Annotated in this window: 12 protein-coding genes; 1 reads left to right on the forward strand and 11 read right to left on the reverse strand. The window is 61.9% G+C overall.

The window, feature by feature from the left end:
* Positions 1-13: 13 nt before the first annotated feature.
* Genes ACUIAG_RS05900 through rmuC form a run of 5 tightly spaced genes read right to left on the reverse strand, consistent with a single transcriptional unit; the run spans position 14 to position 4712 of the window.
* Complete coding sequence (locus tag ACUIAG_RS05900) at positions 14-1003, reverse strand: ABC transporter permease subunit (RefSeq protein ID WP_445339334.1); 990 nt, start codon at positions 1001-1003, stop codon at positions 14-16.
* A complete protein-coding gene (locus ACUIAG_RS05905; RefSeq protein WP_445339335.1) occupies positions 1000-1980 on the reverse strand; it encodes an ATP-binding cassette domain-containing protein in 981 nt (326 codons plus the stop codon). The genes ACUIAG_RS05900 and ACUIAG_RS05905 overlap by 4 nt, the downstream gene beginning before the upstream one ends.
* On the reverse strand, positions 1923-2648 hold the full coding sequence (locus ACUIAG_RS05910) for a TrmH family RNA methyltransferase (protein ID WP_445339336.1): 726 nt from the start codon (positions 2646-2648) through the stop codon (positions 1923-1925). The genes ACUIAG_RS05905 and ACUIAG_RS05910 overlap by 58 nt, the downstream gene beginning before the upstream one ends.
* The gene (locus tag ACUIAG_RS05915; RefSeq protein WP_045924914.1) at positions 2645-3322 is read right to left on the reverse strand and encodes an orotate phosphoribosyltransferase; all 678 of its coding nucleotides are present in this window, start codon (positions 3320-3322) and stop codon (positions 2645-2647) included. Before ACUIAG_RS05915 ends, ACUIAG_RS05910 begins: the two co-directional genes overlap by 4 nt.
* A gap of 37 nt (positions 3323-3359) precedes the next feature.
* Positions 3360-4712: a DNA recombination protein RmuC gene (gene rmuC, locus ACUIAG_RS05920; protein WP_445339337.1), complete on the reverse strand. Its 1353-nt coding sequence runs from the start codon at positions 4710-4712 to the stop codon at positions 3360-3362.
* Between the two features lie 173 nt (positions 4713-4885).
* On the opposite strand from rmuC, the gene ACUIAG_RS05925 reads away from it, so the two are divergent.
* On the forward strand, positions 4886-6949 hold the full coding sequence (locus tag ACUIAG_RS05925) for a P-type ATPase (protein WP_445339338.1): 2064 nt from the start codon (positions 4886-4888) through the stop codon (positions 6947-6949).
* Between the two features lie 75 nt (positions 6950-7024).
* On the opposite strand, the gene clpB is transcribed toward ACUIAG_RS05925, so the two are convergent.
* The 6 genes from clpB to ACUIAG_RS05955 all read right to left on the reverse strand — a co-directional run bounded on the left by clpB (position 7025) and on the right by ACUIAG_RS05955 (position 15249).
* Positions 7025-9808 (reverse strand): ATP-dependent chaperone ClpB, encoded by a 2784-nt coding sequence (gene clpB, locus ACUIAG_RS05930; protein ID WP_445339339.1) that lies wholly within the window; start codon positions 9806-9808, stop codon positions 7025-7027.
* A gap of 161 nt (positions 9809-9969) precedes the next feature.
* Complete coding sequence (locus tag ACUIAG_RS05935; protein WP_445339340.1) at positions 9970-10785, reverse strand: fumarylacetoacetate hydrolase family protein; 816 nt, start codon at positions 10783-10785, stop codon at positions 9970-9972.
* 66 nt (positions 10786-10851) lie between these two features.
* A complete protein-coding gene (locus ACUIAG_RS05940; protein ID WP_445339341.1) occupies positions 10852-11670 on the reverse strand; it encodes a YggS family pyridoxal phosphate-dependent enzyme in 819 nt (272 codons plus the stop codon).
* A gap of 131 nt (positions 11671-11801) precedes the next feature.
* Positions 11802-12845: a tRNA glutamyl-Q(34) synthetase GluQRS gene (gene gluQRS, locus ACUIAG_RS05945; protein WP_445339342.1), complete on the reverse strand. Its 1044-nt coding sequence runs from the start codon at positions 12843-12845 to the stop codon at positions 11802-11804.
* A gap of 90 nt (positions 12846-12935) precedes the next feature.
* Entirely contained in the window at positions 12936-14282 is a 1347-nt protein-coding gene (locus ACUIAG_RS05950; protein ID WP_445339343.1) for an amidohydrolase family protein, read from the reverse strand.
* A gap of 235 nt (positions 14283-14517) precedes the next feature.
* Complete coding sequence (locus tag ACUIAG_RS05955; RefSeq protein WP_445339344.1) at positions 14518-15249, reverse strand: GntR family transcriptional regulator; 732 nt, start codon at positions 15247-15249, stop codon at positions 14518-14520.
* Positions 15250-15396 lie beyond the last annotated feature (147 nt).

The following is a 15396-nucleotide window of genomic DNA, read 5'->3' on the forward strand; positions in this document are numbered from 1 at the left end:
GCAGAAGACAGGGTCAAACGATGTCTGCGCGCCGGAAGACCAGGGTTCCCAGAGCACAGCACAGGGCTGTCCAGACCGTCAGAATCAGGCCCGCCTGCCACCAGGTCGGCCACCATCCGATGCCTGCTTCTGGCGCCCAGCCCAAACCTGAGAGGAAGGTGCCCAGCAGACTGGCAGGGGTCAGCCTGAAGAGGGTCTGCAGCCAGCCGGCATGAGGGATTAAACCCCTCAGAAGGCACAGAATCAGCGGCAGGACCACAGTCAGCCCCAAGAACAAGCCGATCCCGCCGGCCTTGGATCGACTCAAGGCTCCCAGACCCAGGCCCATCAAGGCAAAGAGAACCAGCACGAGTGGACCGCCCAGCAGATCAATCAGCGCCAGTCCGGGCTTGGAGACCGGCAAGGCGCCGGATTTGCCTGGCAGAAGCAGAGTAGCCAGGATCCAACCAAACAGCAGGCCCACCTGTGCCGCCAGCCAAGTCAGCAATGCCAAGGCAAGACCCTTGGCCATCAGGACCATGCCTCGACGAGGGTTGGCCGTCAGCGTGCTCTCAATGGTGTCGCCAGAAAACTCGCGCGTAAGGACCAGAACCCCCAGAATGCCCGCCATGATCATGGCCGGAAACAGGCCGGAAGCAACGGCCAGCCAGAAAACGTCATTGGAAGCAGACAAAAGATGGGCTGGGAGGTCATCGATCTGCCGGTCCAGGCCAGCCCAGATCCGTGTCGCACGAGTCATCAGGCCGGTGCTCAACGGCTGCAGCAGCATGACGATCAGCAACAGGGTCCAGGTCGAGCGTAGGGAAAGCATCTTGCGCAGCTCCCCTCGGACCGCCCCGGAAAGGGTCAACAGACCGGATGGACGACGCGAATCCAGGAAGGGCAGCCCCGAGGTTCGACGCAGCCGAGTGAAGTCGGAACCATGCCGTGGAGTTGCGTAATCAGTTCCTGCGGGTACCTCTCGCCGGCTCCGACGGGCTCGGCGACCGTTGTCGGCACTCATGGCAGTGCCTCCGGATCACTCTGCCGCGCATCCTTTCTGCCGTGGATGACACCCTCGTAGGCCTGCTCCAGGGAAACCTCCTCCTGCTGAAACTCGTAGAGCACCACACCCTCCTGGGCCAGAATCGAGGCTGTGGAAGCCAGAGGCGCACCCTGGATGCGGAAGCGGGCGGCATCCGGAGGACAGTTCTTGTCTGGGGGCAGACGGGTGATGCTGATTCCGGCAGCCGTGGCCAGGGCGGCCTTTAATCGGTCAGGCTGCGGCGTCACCGCATAAATGGAGTCACGGGAGTGCTCGCCGATGAACCGGGCCACGGTCGTTCTCTCTAAGATCCGTCCCTTAGCGATGATGACCAGATCGTCAGCGATTTGAGCCACCTCGTCAATCTTACGGGAGCTTAGGAGGACTGCCTTGCCCTGTGAGGCAAGACTGCGCCAGATGCCCCTCACCCACTCGCTTCCCTCCGAATCCAGAACCAGATTGTGCGGGTCGCCCAGAAGGGCTGCAGCCAGGGCCAGCCGCTGACTCATCCCCAGAGAAAGGGAGCCCATCGGCCTGCCGGCGACCGATTGCAGGCCGACCATCTCCAGTACCTGGTCCACCCGACGGCGATCAATGCCATTGACCGCGGCCAAGGCCAACAGGTGATCCTTGGCCTTGCAGGCAGAGTGGACCTTGCTTGGATTCAATACCGCACCCGCCGTCCGCATAGGCGATGAGAGCCGGACGAAGGGCTGGCCATCGAACAGGGCCCTGCCTGCATCAGGGCGAACCAGCCCCAGAGCAATGCGCAGAGCGGTCGACTTGCCAGCGCCTTTGGGCCCCACAAGCCCAGTCACCCGACCGTCCCTGGCCGTGAAAGAGACACGGTTCAGTGCCTTGTGGGAACCGTAGCGCTTGGTCAGCGAGTCGACGACGATCATGGCAGAGGCCCCTGGTCTGATTGACCCGCCACCCCGGCATGCTGGCAGATCCATGAGTGCATGGCTACGGCAGCCGCAGCCCCAGCGTTGATGGAGCGCACCGATCCGAACTGGGAGATGTAAACCACATCGTCCGCCAGCTCCAAGGCCTTCTCGGACAGCCCCGGCCCCTCGGCGCCGAACATGAGCAGGCAACGACGAGGAAAGCGGTATGTTTCCATGGGGACGGCCCCGGGGACATTGTCGATGGCAATCATACGGGGCATGGGCTCCCCCTGCCCGGCTGTCTCTTCTCGCAGGGTGGTCGCCATGGTTGCTACGTCGGGGTCGTGGACCACGTGCTGGTAGAGCTCGGTCATCAGCGAGCCCTTGCGGTTCCATTTGTGCGGACCGACTATATGGACGCGGCGGGCGGCGAAGGCATTTGCGGTTCGGACCATGGAACCGATATTGAAGTCATGGGTCCAGTTCTCCACAGCTACTTCGAAATCATGACGGCCCCGGCGATCCAAGTCGTCCCGGATGGCCTCTACCTTCCAGTAGCGGTATCTGTCCAGGACATTGCGGCGATCCCCTTGATCCAGCAGTGTGCGGTCATAGCGCGGGTCCGTCGGCAGGGGCTGCTCAGGATGCTCTTCCTGCCAGGGGCCAACCCCCACCTGGCGGAAGACCGGCTCATCTGAGGCCATGGCCGCTCGGGTCACTGGATCAGGCTCCCTCATGATCGCTCCGGGGAATCGTCGGCCGCGCCGACGAACTGATCCTCCTGATAGGCGCAAATGAAAGGCAGCCGTTGCCGGGATCCGTCCACCGGATCGACCACCTGAATGCTGCCATCGGTCCGGCCACCCACCAGAGATGCGATGGCCAATGTCTTTGCACCCTGACGCTGGATGATCCCGCAGTCAAGATTGAGCTCGTTGTTCTTGTCCAGGGTGACCAGGGATGAAGTCTGCACGTAGGATTTCCTGCCCAGCCAGGCATCCAGCAGGATGACCCGCCTACCCTCGATGGATGGGCCCTTGATGGAGGGGTAGACGAAGTCCATGACGAAAGCGTCCAGATCCTGACCGCGTGAGGCTGCGGCATGGAGCATGGCATCGGCCAGCGGCACGGCAGCGGCGGTCAGGGCTCCGACCGCATCGAAATCATCGACTGAATAGCCCGCATCTTCCAAAGTATCCAAAAGAACATGCCCGGCCAGTTCAGCCCCCCGGTGGTGGAAGGTGACCCCGCTGAGCTCGGTGAAGGGACGCCCGCCGATCTCCTGGGCCAGGAGTTCGCGCAGCTGATCGACCGGCTCAGGCAGGTCCGTTCCAGATTCGCGCCCAATCAGATCCGGCGACCCGGTGGGCCTGAAGGATGAGCCCTCTTGTCTCTTCGTTGCCTCGTTCATGCTTATCACACTAGCGCCGGAGGCCCCTAAGCGGCACTCACTGCCCTTGGTCGGAAAGAACCTCCGGGGCAGTCAGCTCCCTGATGTTGCCCTTGTCCGAATCGATCATGTCGACCGAATCGATGACCTTGGCAGGATCCATCTGCTGCAGCTTGCGGGCAGTGACCAGAACCCGCGACTCCAAGGAGGAGGCGAACTTGTTGTAGGCAGTCACCGTGGCAGTGATGGAGCGCCCCAATTTGTTGGCACGATCGCCCAGAACCACAAAGCGGTCATAGAGCTCGTGGGTGAGCGTGAAGAGGGTGCGGGCGTCCTCGGACAGGTTCTGCTGCTGCCAGGCATAGGCCACCGACTTGAGCACAGCCCAGAGGGTCACCGGCGAGGTCAGGGCCACCTTTTGGGCAAAGGCGTCGTCCATCAGCGTGGGATCCACCTCCAGGGCGGCCTGCAGAAGGGAATCGTTGGGGATGAAGGCCACCACGAAGTCCGGGGCCGTTTCGAAGGCGTTCCAGTACTCCTTGTCAGCCAGGGTCTTGACGTGCTCTCGCAGGGCCCGGGCATGCGCCTTGAGCAGTTCGTCCCGGCGGCGCAGCTCGTCATCCGAAGCGGTGTCGGGGATCTCGCAGGCCCGCTGGTAGTCGGAATAGGGGGCCTTGGCATCAATGGGAATGGTCTTGCCGCCGGGCAGGTGGACCACCATGTCGGGACGCAGAACACGTCCATCCGAGGCGGTGACCACCACCTGGGTGTCGAAATCCACATGCTCCAAGAGCCCTGCAGACTCGACGATATTCCTGAGCTGAGCCTCGCCCCAAGCGCCGCGCACCTTGTTGTTGCGCAGGGCCGAAGCCAGGGAGCTGGTCTCCTTGTCCAGCCTCCCCTGCTGCTCGCCCAGACTCTTCAGCTGCTGTCCCAGGGAGCCCATCTCCTGCTTGCGGCCCTCCTCGATCTGGGCCACCTTGTGCTGGAGGGCGTCCAGGTTCTTCTGTACAGGAGCCAGGGCCGCGAGCACCTTGCTCTGCTCCTCCAGATTCTGAGCCTGCCTGCGCCGTTTCTCCTCCTCCTGCGCCTGGGCACGGCGGCGCTCCTGCTCGATTCTGATCTGCTCGGCCTGCTGGGCCTGGGCCAGCTGGGATTTGACGAAGGAAAGCTCTCGGTTCAGGCCATCCACCTTGGTCCGCGCCTCCACCAAAGCCGCCTCGGATCCATGGAGCCGGTCCTGGGCCTGATCCAGCTGCGAGCGCAGCTCATCCACCTGGCTATCAGACCCCATGCCGACGGCCCTACGGCCCTGGGTGCGACCCAGCGCATACCCGGCCAACCCTCCCAGGACCATACCGATCAGCAGGAGAAGCACCACCATGACCACTGATGACGTAGAATCGAACATATGTTCTAGTAAACCCCCAAGGCTGGACCCCGGGGCCCCGGCCCGGCAGGCTGCCGACGGCAGTTCGAAAATTCGTTTTTTCCGCAAGGAATCGGCCTTGAAACCAGTGCCAGGCCCCGATGACGGGCAGAATAGAGAATATCAAGGGGTTGGAGCAAGACCGAAGGAGATCCGTGGGTATCGATATCTTCCTGGCGATAGCCGATCTGGTCGTGGCCTGTGCGGTCACCTGGCTGATCATCTGGTACTTCCTTATGCCGTCGGCTCATGTCCATGACCAGGATGCGGGCACGGGTTCCCCAGCCAACCGTGCCTGGCGCGATCCCGAGGATTGGGGCAGGTGGGGAGCCGATCTGAACTCCCGCGGTCAACGTCTGATCAGGCCGACCATCGTCAGCGCCCTGCTGACCGCGCCCGTCCTGGTTCTGGATCTGTTCGATCGTTTCGGCCCCGATTTGCTACCCTCTTGGCTGACCAGCCCCTGGGTGCAGGCTATTCTGATAACCCCAGTCTTTTTCTACTGCGGCCGTGGAATACTCACGGACGGCTGGAAGGCCATGACCGAGCACCGCTGCAGCCCCGACCTCCTGGCCATGCTGGCCACAAGCCTGGCCTACCTGTACAGCCTGGTCACCTGCTTGGCCGGATCCCAGCTGCCGGAGGGCTCCCGATCCCCCTATTTCGATCTGATCGGCGTGGTCATCACCCTCCTCTTGCTGGCTCGGGTCATCGGCACCAGAATGGAAGCCTCGCTGGTGGCCTCCTTGAACCACCTGACGGAGATCCGGCCAGCCTCAGGCCTGGTGGCCGATCCCGAGCATCCGCAGACAGTCCCCGCCCAGATCCTTGCACGCGACCGGATCCGCCCAGGCGATCTGCTCCTGGTACGCACAGGTGAGCGGCCAGCTGCTGACGGAGTTGTGGAATCAGGGTCGGCCCTGGTGGACGACAGCGAGCTGACAGGCGGCGACAGACCCCGGCCATGCGGACCCGGCGACCGGATCCTGGCCTCCAGCAAGATTCTGGAGGGCCGACTGTCCATCCGCGTTGATGCCGTCGGCGACAACACCTACGCAGCCAGGCTCGCAAAGATCATTCCCCAGGCCCTGGTCGAGCGATCCCCCGACATGCGCAGGATGGATCGGATCGTCCACACAGCCATCGCCATGATCATGATCCTGGCTGTCTGGGCCTTCATGCTCTGGCTCATGCTGGGTCCCCAGCCCCACCTGGCCCACGCTGTAGGCAATGCCGTCTGCGTACTGACCATCGCCTGCCCTGCCGTAGCAGCCATGACCATCCCCATGGCCTTCCGAACCAGCCTGGAGACGGGCCTGTCCCACGGACTGCTCTTCACCTCGCCACGAGCCATGAACCGTCTGGGCCGGGTGCGGACCCTGATCCTGGACGACTCCTCTCTGCTGGATCCCGATGACTCGGAGGGCCAAGGAGTGCATACGGAATCCCTGACCCGAACCGCCACCCATCTACGCGCCCTGCGGGTAAGCAGCCTGATCCTGGACGGGAGCCGCCAGCCGGACGACAGGATCGAGCATGCAGCCCGTCAGGCGGGCGTGGATATGTTGATCACCCAGCTGACCCCCGAGCGCAAACGCGAGTGCATGGATAGGCTCAACCACGACCTGACCCGGACCAGCAGGGGGGTTCCGGCGGATCGGACTGGTCAAAATGCCACCTCCACCCGGGAACGGGGCCGAACAAGCCTAGTGGCTTTGGCAGCTGCTACAACCGCTGATCATGAGCTGACAGACAAGGCCCGAGTAAGCATCGCTCTGGGTCCCCAACTTCAAGCAGATGCGGAGGGTACAGACCCGATGCAACCGGATCTCATCCTGCACCAGGACGACCTGGACGGAACCGGCAGGGCCATAGAACTGAGCCGGGCCACGACCCAGGTCATCAGGCAGAACCTGATCTGGTCCACTGTCTACAACATCATCGCCCTGGTCGTTGCCACCGGAATTTGCCAGCCTTTCCTTGGCTGGATGCTCAACCCCATGATCGCGGCAGCAGCAGGGGCCCTGTCCACAATTCTGGCCATGCTCAACATTCGTCGTCTACACCGGCTGCGGCACCTGCGCCGTCGCTGGCTACACCTCGCCCTGATCGACATGGACCAACTTCCGACAGTCGCGGCACGACGCCCCCAGGTCATCGTCGACAGCCAGTGGGAGTCCATGCAAGAGGGCAAGGATCCGGCGGCCGCTCTGCACTGAATCCATAGGGCACAGTCTGTAATACAGAAAGGGTCGGCACCCGGAATTATCCCCGTGTGCCGACCCTAATTGATCTCAGTGAGACTGGGCCTGATCCTGACCGTCGCCACGAGCGGCATGACGGCCACGGCCACCATCACGTCCGCCATCGCCGGCATCAGCATCGGCATCGCCATCAGCTGTCACATCGTCGACCGTGACCGAGTCATCGACCAGATTCTCGGTGGGCCAGGCAGTCAGCTCCAGGTGGTCGCCACCGGTCTGGTCCACCAGAACCGTGTCGCCGTCGTGGACCTTGCCGGCCAGCAGCATCCTGGCCAGCTGATCACCAACCTCGGTTTGCACCAGCCTACGCAGGGGACGAGCGCCGAAGGCCGGGTCATAGCCCATGTTGGCCAGCCACTCCCGGGCAGAGTCGGTGACATCCAGGGTGATGCGCCGATCAGTCAGCCGCTGGGCCACCTGCTTGACCTGAATGTCCACGATGGAACCCAGCTCGTCGCGGGTCAGCGGGTGGAAGATGACCAGGTCGTCCAGCCGGTTGATGAACTCGGGCTTGAAGTTGGCGTGTACGGCATCCATGACGGCCTTGCGCTTGCCTTCCTCGTCCAGGTCGTCCCTGACCAGGAACTGCGAGCCCAGGTTTGAGGTCATGATCAGGATGGTGTTCTTGAAATCCACCGTCCTACCCTGGCCATCGGTCAGCCTGCCGTCGTCCAGAACCTGCAGGAGCAGGTCGAAGACCTCGGGGTTGGCCTTCTCCACCTCGTCGAAGAGGACCACCGAGTAGGGCCGCCTACGCACGGCCTCGGTCAGCTGACCACCCTCCTCGTAGCCCACGTAGCCGGGAGCAGCACCGATCAGACGAGAGACCGAGGCCTTCTCCATGTACTCTGACATGTCGATGCGGACCATGGCCTTCTCGTCGTCGAAGAGGAAGTCGGCCAGAGCCTTGGCCAGCTCCGTCTTGCCCACGCCGGTGGGGCCCAGGAACATGAAGGATCCGGTGGGCCTGTCAGGGTCGGCGATGCCGGCACGCGAGCGCCGGACCGCGTCGGATACCGCATGGATGGCCTCCTGCTGGCCGACCACCCGCTTGCCCAGGTAGTCCTCCATATGCAGGAGTTTCTCGTTCTCGCCCTCCATGAGCCGTCCTACGGGAATCCCAGTCCAGTCAGAGACGATCTCAGCCACGGAATCCGCATCAACATGGTCGGGAACCATGGGCTCCTGGGCCGGCCCACCGGCGATGTCAGCTCCGTCGGGACCAGCATCATTGGCGGCGTTCTTGGCCTGCTCGGCCGCGTTCTCCGCCTGGGCCAGCTGCTTGCGAATGCCGGGGATCTCTCCATAGAGGATGCGGGAAGCCTTCTCCAGGTCGCCCTCACGGGTGGCCTTGTCAGCTTCGACCCTCTTGGCATCCAGCTGGGCGCGCAGGTCGCCGACCTTGTTATGGCCAGCCTTCTCATTCTCCCAACGGGCCTTGAGACCCCCCAGCTTCTCACGGGAGTCCGCCAGCTCGGCCTGCAGCTTGCTCAGGCGGTCCTTGGAGGCAGGGTCATCGGCCTTCTTCAGCTGCATCTCCTCCATCTCCAGACGGGTGACGCGGCGTTGAAGCTCGTCAATCTCCTCAGGCTGGGAGTCCAGCTCCATCCTCAGGTGGGCAGCGGCCTCGTCAACCAGATCGATGGCCTTATCGGGCAGCTGACGACCAGAGATGTACCGGTTGGACAGCGTAGCTGCCGCGACCAGGGCATCATCCCCGATGGTCACCTTGTGGTGGGCCTCGTAACGCTGCTTGAGGCCACGCAGGATGGCCACGGTGTCCTCCACGGAGGGCTCGCCCACGAAGACCTGCTGGAAGCGGCGCTCCAGAGCCGGGTCCTTCTCGATGTTCTCACGGTACTCGTCCAGGGTGGTGGCGCCGATCAGACGCAGTTCACCCCTGGCCAGCATGGGCTTGAGCATGTTGCCTGCGTCCATGGATCCTTCGGCTGCACCAGCTCCGACGATGGTGTGGATCTCGTCGATGAAGGTGATGACCTGACCGTTGGCGCTCTTGATCTCATTGAGGACGGCCTTGAGGCGCTCCTCAAATTCGCCGCGGTACTTGCTGCCAGCCACCATGGAGCTCAGATCCAGGGAGATCAGCCTCTTGCCCTGCAGGGTGGTAGGTACGTCGCCGGCCACGATGCGCTCGGCCAGACCCTCGACCACAGCGGTCTTGCCCACACCGGGCTCGCCGATAAGGACCGGGTTGTTCTTGGTCCGCCGGGACAGGATCTGCATGACACGACGAATCTCCTGGTCCCTGCCGATGACCGGGTCCAGCTTGCCCTCCTTGGCCTGGGCAGTCAGATCGGTGGAGTACTTCTCCAGTGCCTTGTAGGTGCCCTCGGCATCCGGGCTGGTCACCTTGGCGCCGCCGCGCACCTGGGGCACGGCCTTGCGCAGGGTATCGGCCTGCAGACCATTCCGGTTCAGAATATCGGCGGCCTGCGAGGGACCCTGAGCGATGGCAATGAGCAGATGCTCGGTAGAGACATACTCGTCCCCCATGGCCTGCATTTCCTTCTCCGCCTGGGCCAGGGCCATGCTGAGCTGACGGCTGGCATCGGGCTGCGAGGCCGTGGACCCGCTGGCCGACGGCAGAGCCACCAGGGCCTGACGGACCTCTGCTCCGACTCGTTGGCTGTCACCACCAGCGGCCTGGATCAGTCCAGGCACCACTCCGGACTGCTGACGCAGCAGAGAGTCCAACAGATGGAGCACATCCACCTGGGGGTTGCCAGCCGCCGAAGCCGACTGGATAGCATCGCCTATGGCCTGCTGGGCCATGGTGGTGAAGTTTTCGTTCATAGAGCATCCTCCAACATTCTTCGGCGGGGGCTGCCGAAACATTCGACCAGACCCCGTCACGGGTTCATCTGTCTTCTACAACAGCAGAAGGAGGACACCTATTCCCAAACTTGAGCCCATTCGACTCAAGTTTTTGCCTTGCTTGTTGCTCCTCTTATTCGCTACTCGTCGATGACCACATTGCGCAGGTAACCGATCCCCTCCACCTGGACCGTGGCCTCGTCCCGGTTTTTCAACGAACCTGTGGCGTTAGGGGTACCGGTCATGATGACATCGCCGGGCAGCAGGGTGGCGAAGCTGGAGATGAAGGCGATCTGCTCAGGAATGGAGTGGATCAGGTTTGCGGTGGTGCCGCTGGCCCCGGGCACCTCTTCTCCGTTGAGCTTGAAGGAGATCTTCGCATCCCGATAGTCCAGGTCGGTCTCGATCCAAGGCCCAAGGGGGCAGGCGGTGTCAAAGCCCTTGCAGCGGGTCCACATAGGATCATTCTTCTGCAGGTCGCGCAGGGTCACATCGTTGACGCATGTGTAGCCCAGCACATGGTCCATGGCCTCATTGACGCTCACCTTCCGTGCCATCCTGCCCATGACGACGGCCACCTCGGGCTCGTAATTCATGTCCTTGCTGTAGGAGGGCTTGACGATGGGGTCGTCAGGGCCAATGACCGAGGTGGAGGGCTTCATGAAGAGCATGAGCTTCTCCGGTGGTTCCGGGTTCGAGGATTGGCCATGCTCGGCCATGTAGGCGGCGTGGGCGCGGTAGTTCTTGGCTGCCCCGTAAATCTTGGAAGGGATGACCGGAGCCAGCAGCCGCACATCCTCGTCGTCCAATGGGTAACGCTGGCCGGTGGGTTCGACCTGCTGGCCGGTCAGGGGGTAGCCGCTCAGCTCGACCAGGTAGTCCTTGCCGTCCTGCTTGTCAGTTTGGACGAAGGCGTATCGTGGGGTGTCCTTGTAGGAAAAACGCGCGATTCTCATAGGGCACAGTCTAGCCCCAGGCCGGGCCTCTTGACAGGTTCGGGTCCTGAAACAGAGAGCTGCCGATCAGATAAAAGCCCGAGGGCCGAATATGGCTGTGCCTACACGGACCTCGGTCGACCCCTCGGCCACCGCATACTCCATGTCTCCGGTCATGCCCATGGACAGCATGGCGCAGGTGTCCGTGCCCGGCTCCCCCGAATCCCTGATGCGGTCTCGCAGGCCGCGGAGATGGGCGAATCCGCTCCTGATGACGGCCTCATCATCCACATGGGCGCCGACGGTCATCAGACCCTTGAGCCTAATCCCCTCCATACTGGCCAGCTCATAGGCCAGATCCAGGGCCTGGTCGGGAGCGCAGCCCGACTTGGCCTGCTCGCCGGACTCGTTGACCTCCAGGAGGATGCCCACAGTTCTGCCCGACGCCAGTGCCCGCGTGGCCAGCTTTCGAGCCAGCGAGGGCCCGTCGACCGACTCGACCGTGTCGACATATGGCAGGATCTTATTGATCTTGTTGGATTGGAGCTGCCCAATGAGGCGGAAGCCCACGCTGGCGCTTGATGAATCACTGTCTGCAGCGTCGGTGCCAAGGACCAGTCCCCTGTCCCGACAGAGCTCCAGCAAACCCTGGGCCTTGGCGGTGACCTCCTGAGGACGGTTCTCGCCGATCCGACGCACCCCGGCATCAATGGCTGCCATGATCTCGCCCACATCGCGGGTCTTGGTGGCCGCCAGCAGAGTCACCGAGCCTTCTTTTCGGCCGGCGGAGTCCTCCGCTTTGGCGATCCTGTCAGCCACACGCTTGACCCCATCCGTGATCTGCACCGCCCGTTCCCGGCTGATCTGCCGATTGCCCAGATCCTTGTGGTCCATATAGGCGACCATGACCCGCTACCTCCTTAAAATCCGGAAGCCTTGACTGAGGCCATGGTAGCCAGTGGCTCATACCGGCAAGCTCACAAGCCCGGGAGAAAGCTGATGCCAGAAACGAGCAAGGAAATTCAAAATCGAAGAGCTCACAGATCCGGCCTTACGTCAGAAACGTTCAGCTTGCTCAGGTCAAGCTGCCGGTCCTTGCGGTCAGCGGCCAGCGTGTTCCACGTGAAACCATCCAGCAGCTCCCGCGCACTTGCAGGTCTGGGACAGTCCAAGATTCCCAGGAGCCAGCCGCAGATCCCCAGCACCTGCTTGGCCGTCCATCCGTCTCTCCTAAGCAACCCCAGGTCCGGCGATCCGAAGCGTTTGGACATTCTTCTGCCGTCCACGCCATCGATCAGCGGCAGATGCGCATACTGAACACGAGGAGCCTGCGGCTGAAGGTGATTCCGGATCCACATCTGAATGGCCGTGGACCTTAGAAGGTCCCGTCCTCGAACGATCTGATTGACGCCCATGGCCAGGTCATCCACCGTCACCGCCAACTGATAGGAAACCAAGCCGTCCGAACGTCTGACGACCACATCGCCGACCTGCCTGGGCAAGTTGAAGGACTGCGGGCCAAAGATCAGATCCCTGAAGCGACAGGCGGCATCCGACTCGTCGGGTTGATCGGGGACTGCGATTCGCAGGCTGTGCCTCTGCCCCCGAGCCAGCCTTTCACTGACTGTCGGATGGGAAAGTCCTCGGCAGGTGCCCGGATAGACGATGAACCCGTCGCCCTCATTCGGCGCCGATGCCGCACGGATGTCGGCACGGGAGCAGAAGCAGGGGTAGACCAAGGGCTGCCCACCGACCAATTCTTGCGATTCCAACAACTTCAATGCCTGACTGTAGGCATCGGCGCGCTGGGACTGGTAGACCACCTCGCCGTCCCAATCCAATCCCAGCCAGGCCAGATCATCCATGATCCAACGATCAGCGTCCTTGACCGCCCGCGGCGCATCTATGTCTTCGATGCGAAGCCGCAGAACCCCGCCAGATCCTTGCGACCTGACACCCAGCCAGGCCGCCAGACATGCATAGATATTGCCAAGATGCATTCGCCCAGTCGGCGAAGGTGCCAACCTTCCTACAACCTTGGCTTGGTCGCCCTGATCCACTCTCGGTTCTCCCTTGTGCATACCGACATGCTTGCATACCATCCGGTCATCAGGGAATCATCAGGCAGCCAAACTACTACTTGCTCCTGAATGGTCGCACAAGGCAAATGCTCAGAAGCTGTCGAGCAGGCGATCGATTTCCTCGAAGTGCTTGACCCCAGGACGCCAGACCGGCTTGCCACGAACGATGACCAGCTTGGGATCAGCCAGTGTCCGCACATTCTTGGCAGGGTCCTCGTCAAGGACGATCAGATCCGCATCCTTGCCCGTATCGACCGAACCAGTGACATTGTCGAAGCCCAGGTTTCGGGCATTGACCTGGGTGGCGGCGTGGAAGGCCTGCGCCGGAGTGAAGTCAGCGTACCGCACCAGATAGTCGAGTTCCCGCCAAGTGCTGTACTGGGGCACGAAGGTCATGCCGGTGTCGGTCCCGACGCCGACGGCAATGCCGTTCTCGTGAGCCTGCTTGGCGCTCTTGACCATGCCGTCAACGACCAGTTCGGAGTTGCCGCGTACTATGTCGCTGATTCCCAGCTCCTGCTGGCTGATCTTGACCAGCGGCAGTCCTGCGGACAGTGTGGGGTCCAGGGCCGAGAAACCACGAAGCGAGCGCGGATTGTCAAGGAAGAGCCCGATCATCTCGTCATCCAGAGCACTGCCGTGCTCGATGGTATCCACGCCTGCCTTGAGGGCGGCCTTGACTCCTTCCGGGCTCTGGGCGTGTGCTGCGACGAGCACGCCAAACTCATGGGCTTCATCGCAGACGGCGGCCATTTCCTCTTCGGTCATCTGCGGGCTGCCGGCCTCGCCAAGCTTGGTGGCATCGGTGACGCCACCGGTCGCAGCCACCTTGATGGCATTGACGCCATGATCCAGGTTCTCCCGGGTCCGACGCCTGGCTTCTTCGGGAGAGGAGCAGGACAGGGCGATGAAGGGATCACCGTGCCCTCCTGGAATCGCCAGGAGCGGACCAGCAGCCAACATGCGCGGGCCGGTCAGCTCGTCCGCATCAATCTTGTCACGCAGACGAACCGCCTCATAGCCCACATCACCCAGGGTACGAATGGTCGTCACGCCCGAGTTCAACAGCGTGGAGACATTGCCCTTGATCCTGGCATCCATAAGGACTTTGCCGGCAGGGCTGTGCACCACTTTCAAAGCAGCGTCGACCACGCGCGGCGACAGGTCCGTACCGCCAGACAGGGGCTTGCCGTCGGCAAAAAGATGGGTATGGGCATTGATGAGTCCAGGCGCCACAAACTTGCCCGTAGCGTTGATCCGGTGATATCCGGAAGGCACGTAGGCCAGCGGGGTCGGGCAGACCTGCTCTATCCGGCCGTCCGCGGACACCAGAACAGACATATCCTTCTGGACCGTGCCTTGCTCATCTCCGGTCGCGATACTGGCATGCTCGAGCACAAACGGCTCGCGCTCTTTCCTGCCTTGAAGACGCCCCATGGTCGCACCTGCCTTCCCATCTCCGATACACTCATTGCGAGGAATCGGGCATATATGGTCAATCATATCCATGGCAGGACGAACCATTCAAGCACGACAAACACGACACACAGACAGGAACCGGACCGAAATTTTCGAGCAGCGACATGAAAGGTCATCCAAGGGCCGACAAGCATTCATGGTCATTGCCAGATGCCGTTGCCGGCCTCCCGGAGCAGACAACATTACCTGGAGATTACCTGGAGTCCGGCACGCTGTTGATGACGAACTCTATTTCGGAATATGCAGGCGGTTGGAGAGCCACGCCGAATGCCACCACTGAGCCGAATCCGTCGAAGACGGTGGAGTCCATAGCCAGCACGGGCCGACCCTTGTCCACATGAAAGTACCCGGCAATCCGCGAATCGACATTCTCGATGCGGACCACGACCTCATTCCTGGCGAGCCTGACGTCGTATCGTCCTTCGATGAAATCATAGAGGGATCCGTCGGAGAAATCATGCTCGAGTATCTCCGGAAACTGTGCATCCGGCAGGTAGGTGCAGACATATTGCTGTAGGTTGCCATTGACATAGCGCAACCGCTCCAGCTCGATCAGGTCCGCTTCAGCCTCCAGACCCAGCTTTGATGCAATATCGGCTTTCTTGACAATCCTGTTGCCCAGCACTCGGGTCTTGACCGTTCTGCCCAGGTCATGCTGCTGACGCCAGAAGCCTCTGATGCGGCCGTTGATCACCTCGCGGGAGGAAGCGGGCGACTTCAGCTTGAAGGTCCCCTTGCCCTGGCTACGAACGATCAGCCCCTCACGGATCAGATCTTCTATGGCATGGCGAACCGTGATCCGACTGACCTTGTACCGTGCACAAAGTTGGGACTCAGTAGGCAGCTGCGCCCCTTCTTTCATCCGTTTGACGCTTCCGCGCAAATGGTCTCGCACGGACACATACTTGGGAATTCCATCTACCATTGCAAAACCGACCCACCTGATATTTCCTTGCTTTCATGAATCGAAATCCCGCGGCCTGTGCCAATCGAGATTTGCTTCGTTCAATGATTGCAGAAGCCCCTTGTCTCTGCCCTGCACAGGGGCCAAACTGAAATATTGCCCAGCAAC

The sequence above is a fragment of the Bifidobacterium sp. ESL0825 genome, assembly GCF_052606465.1.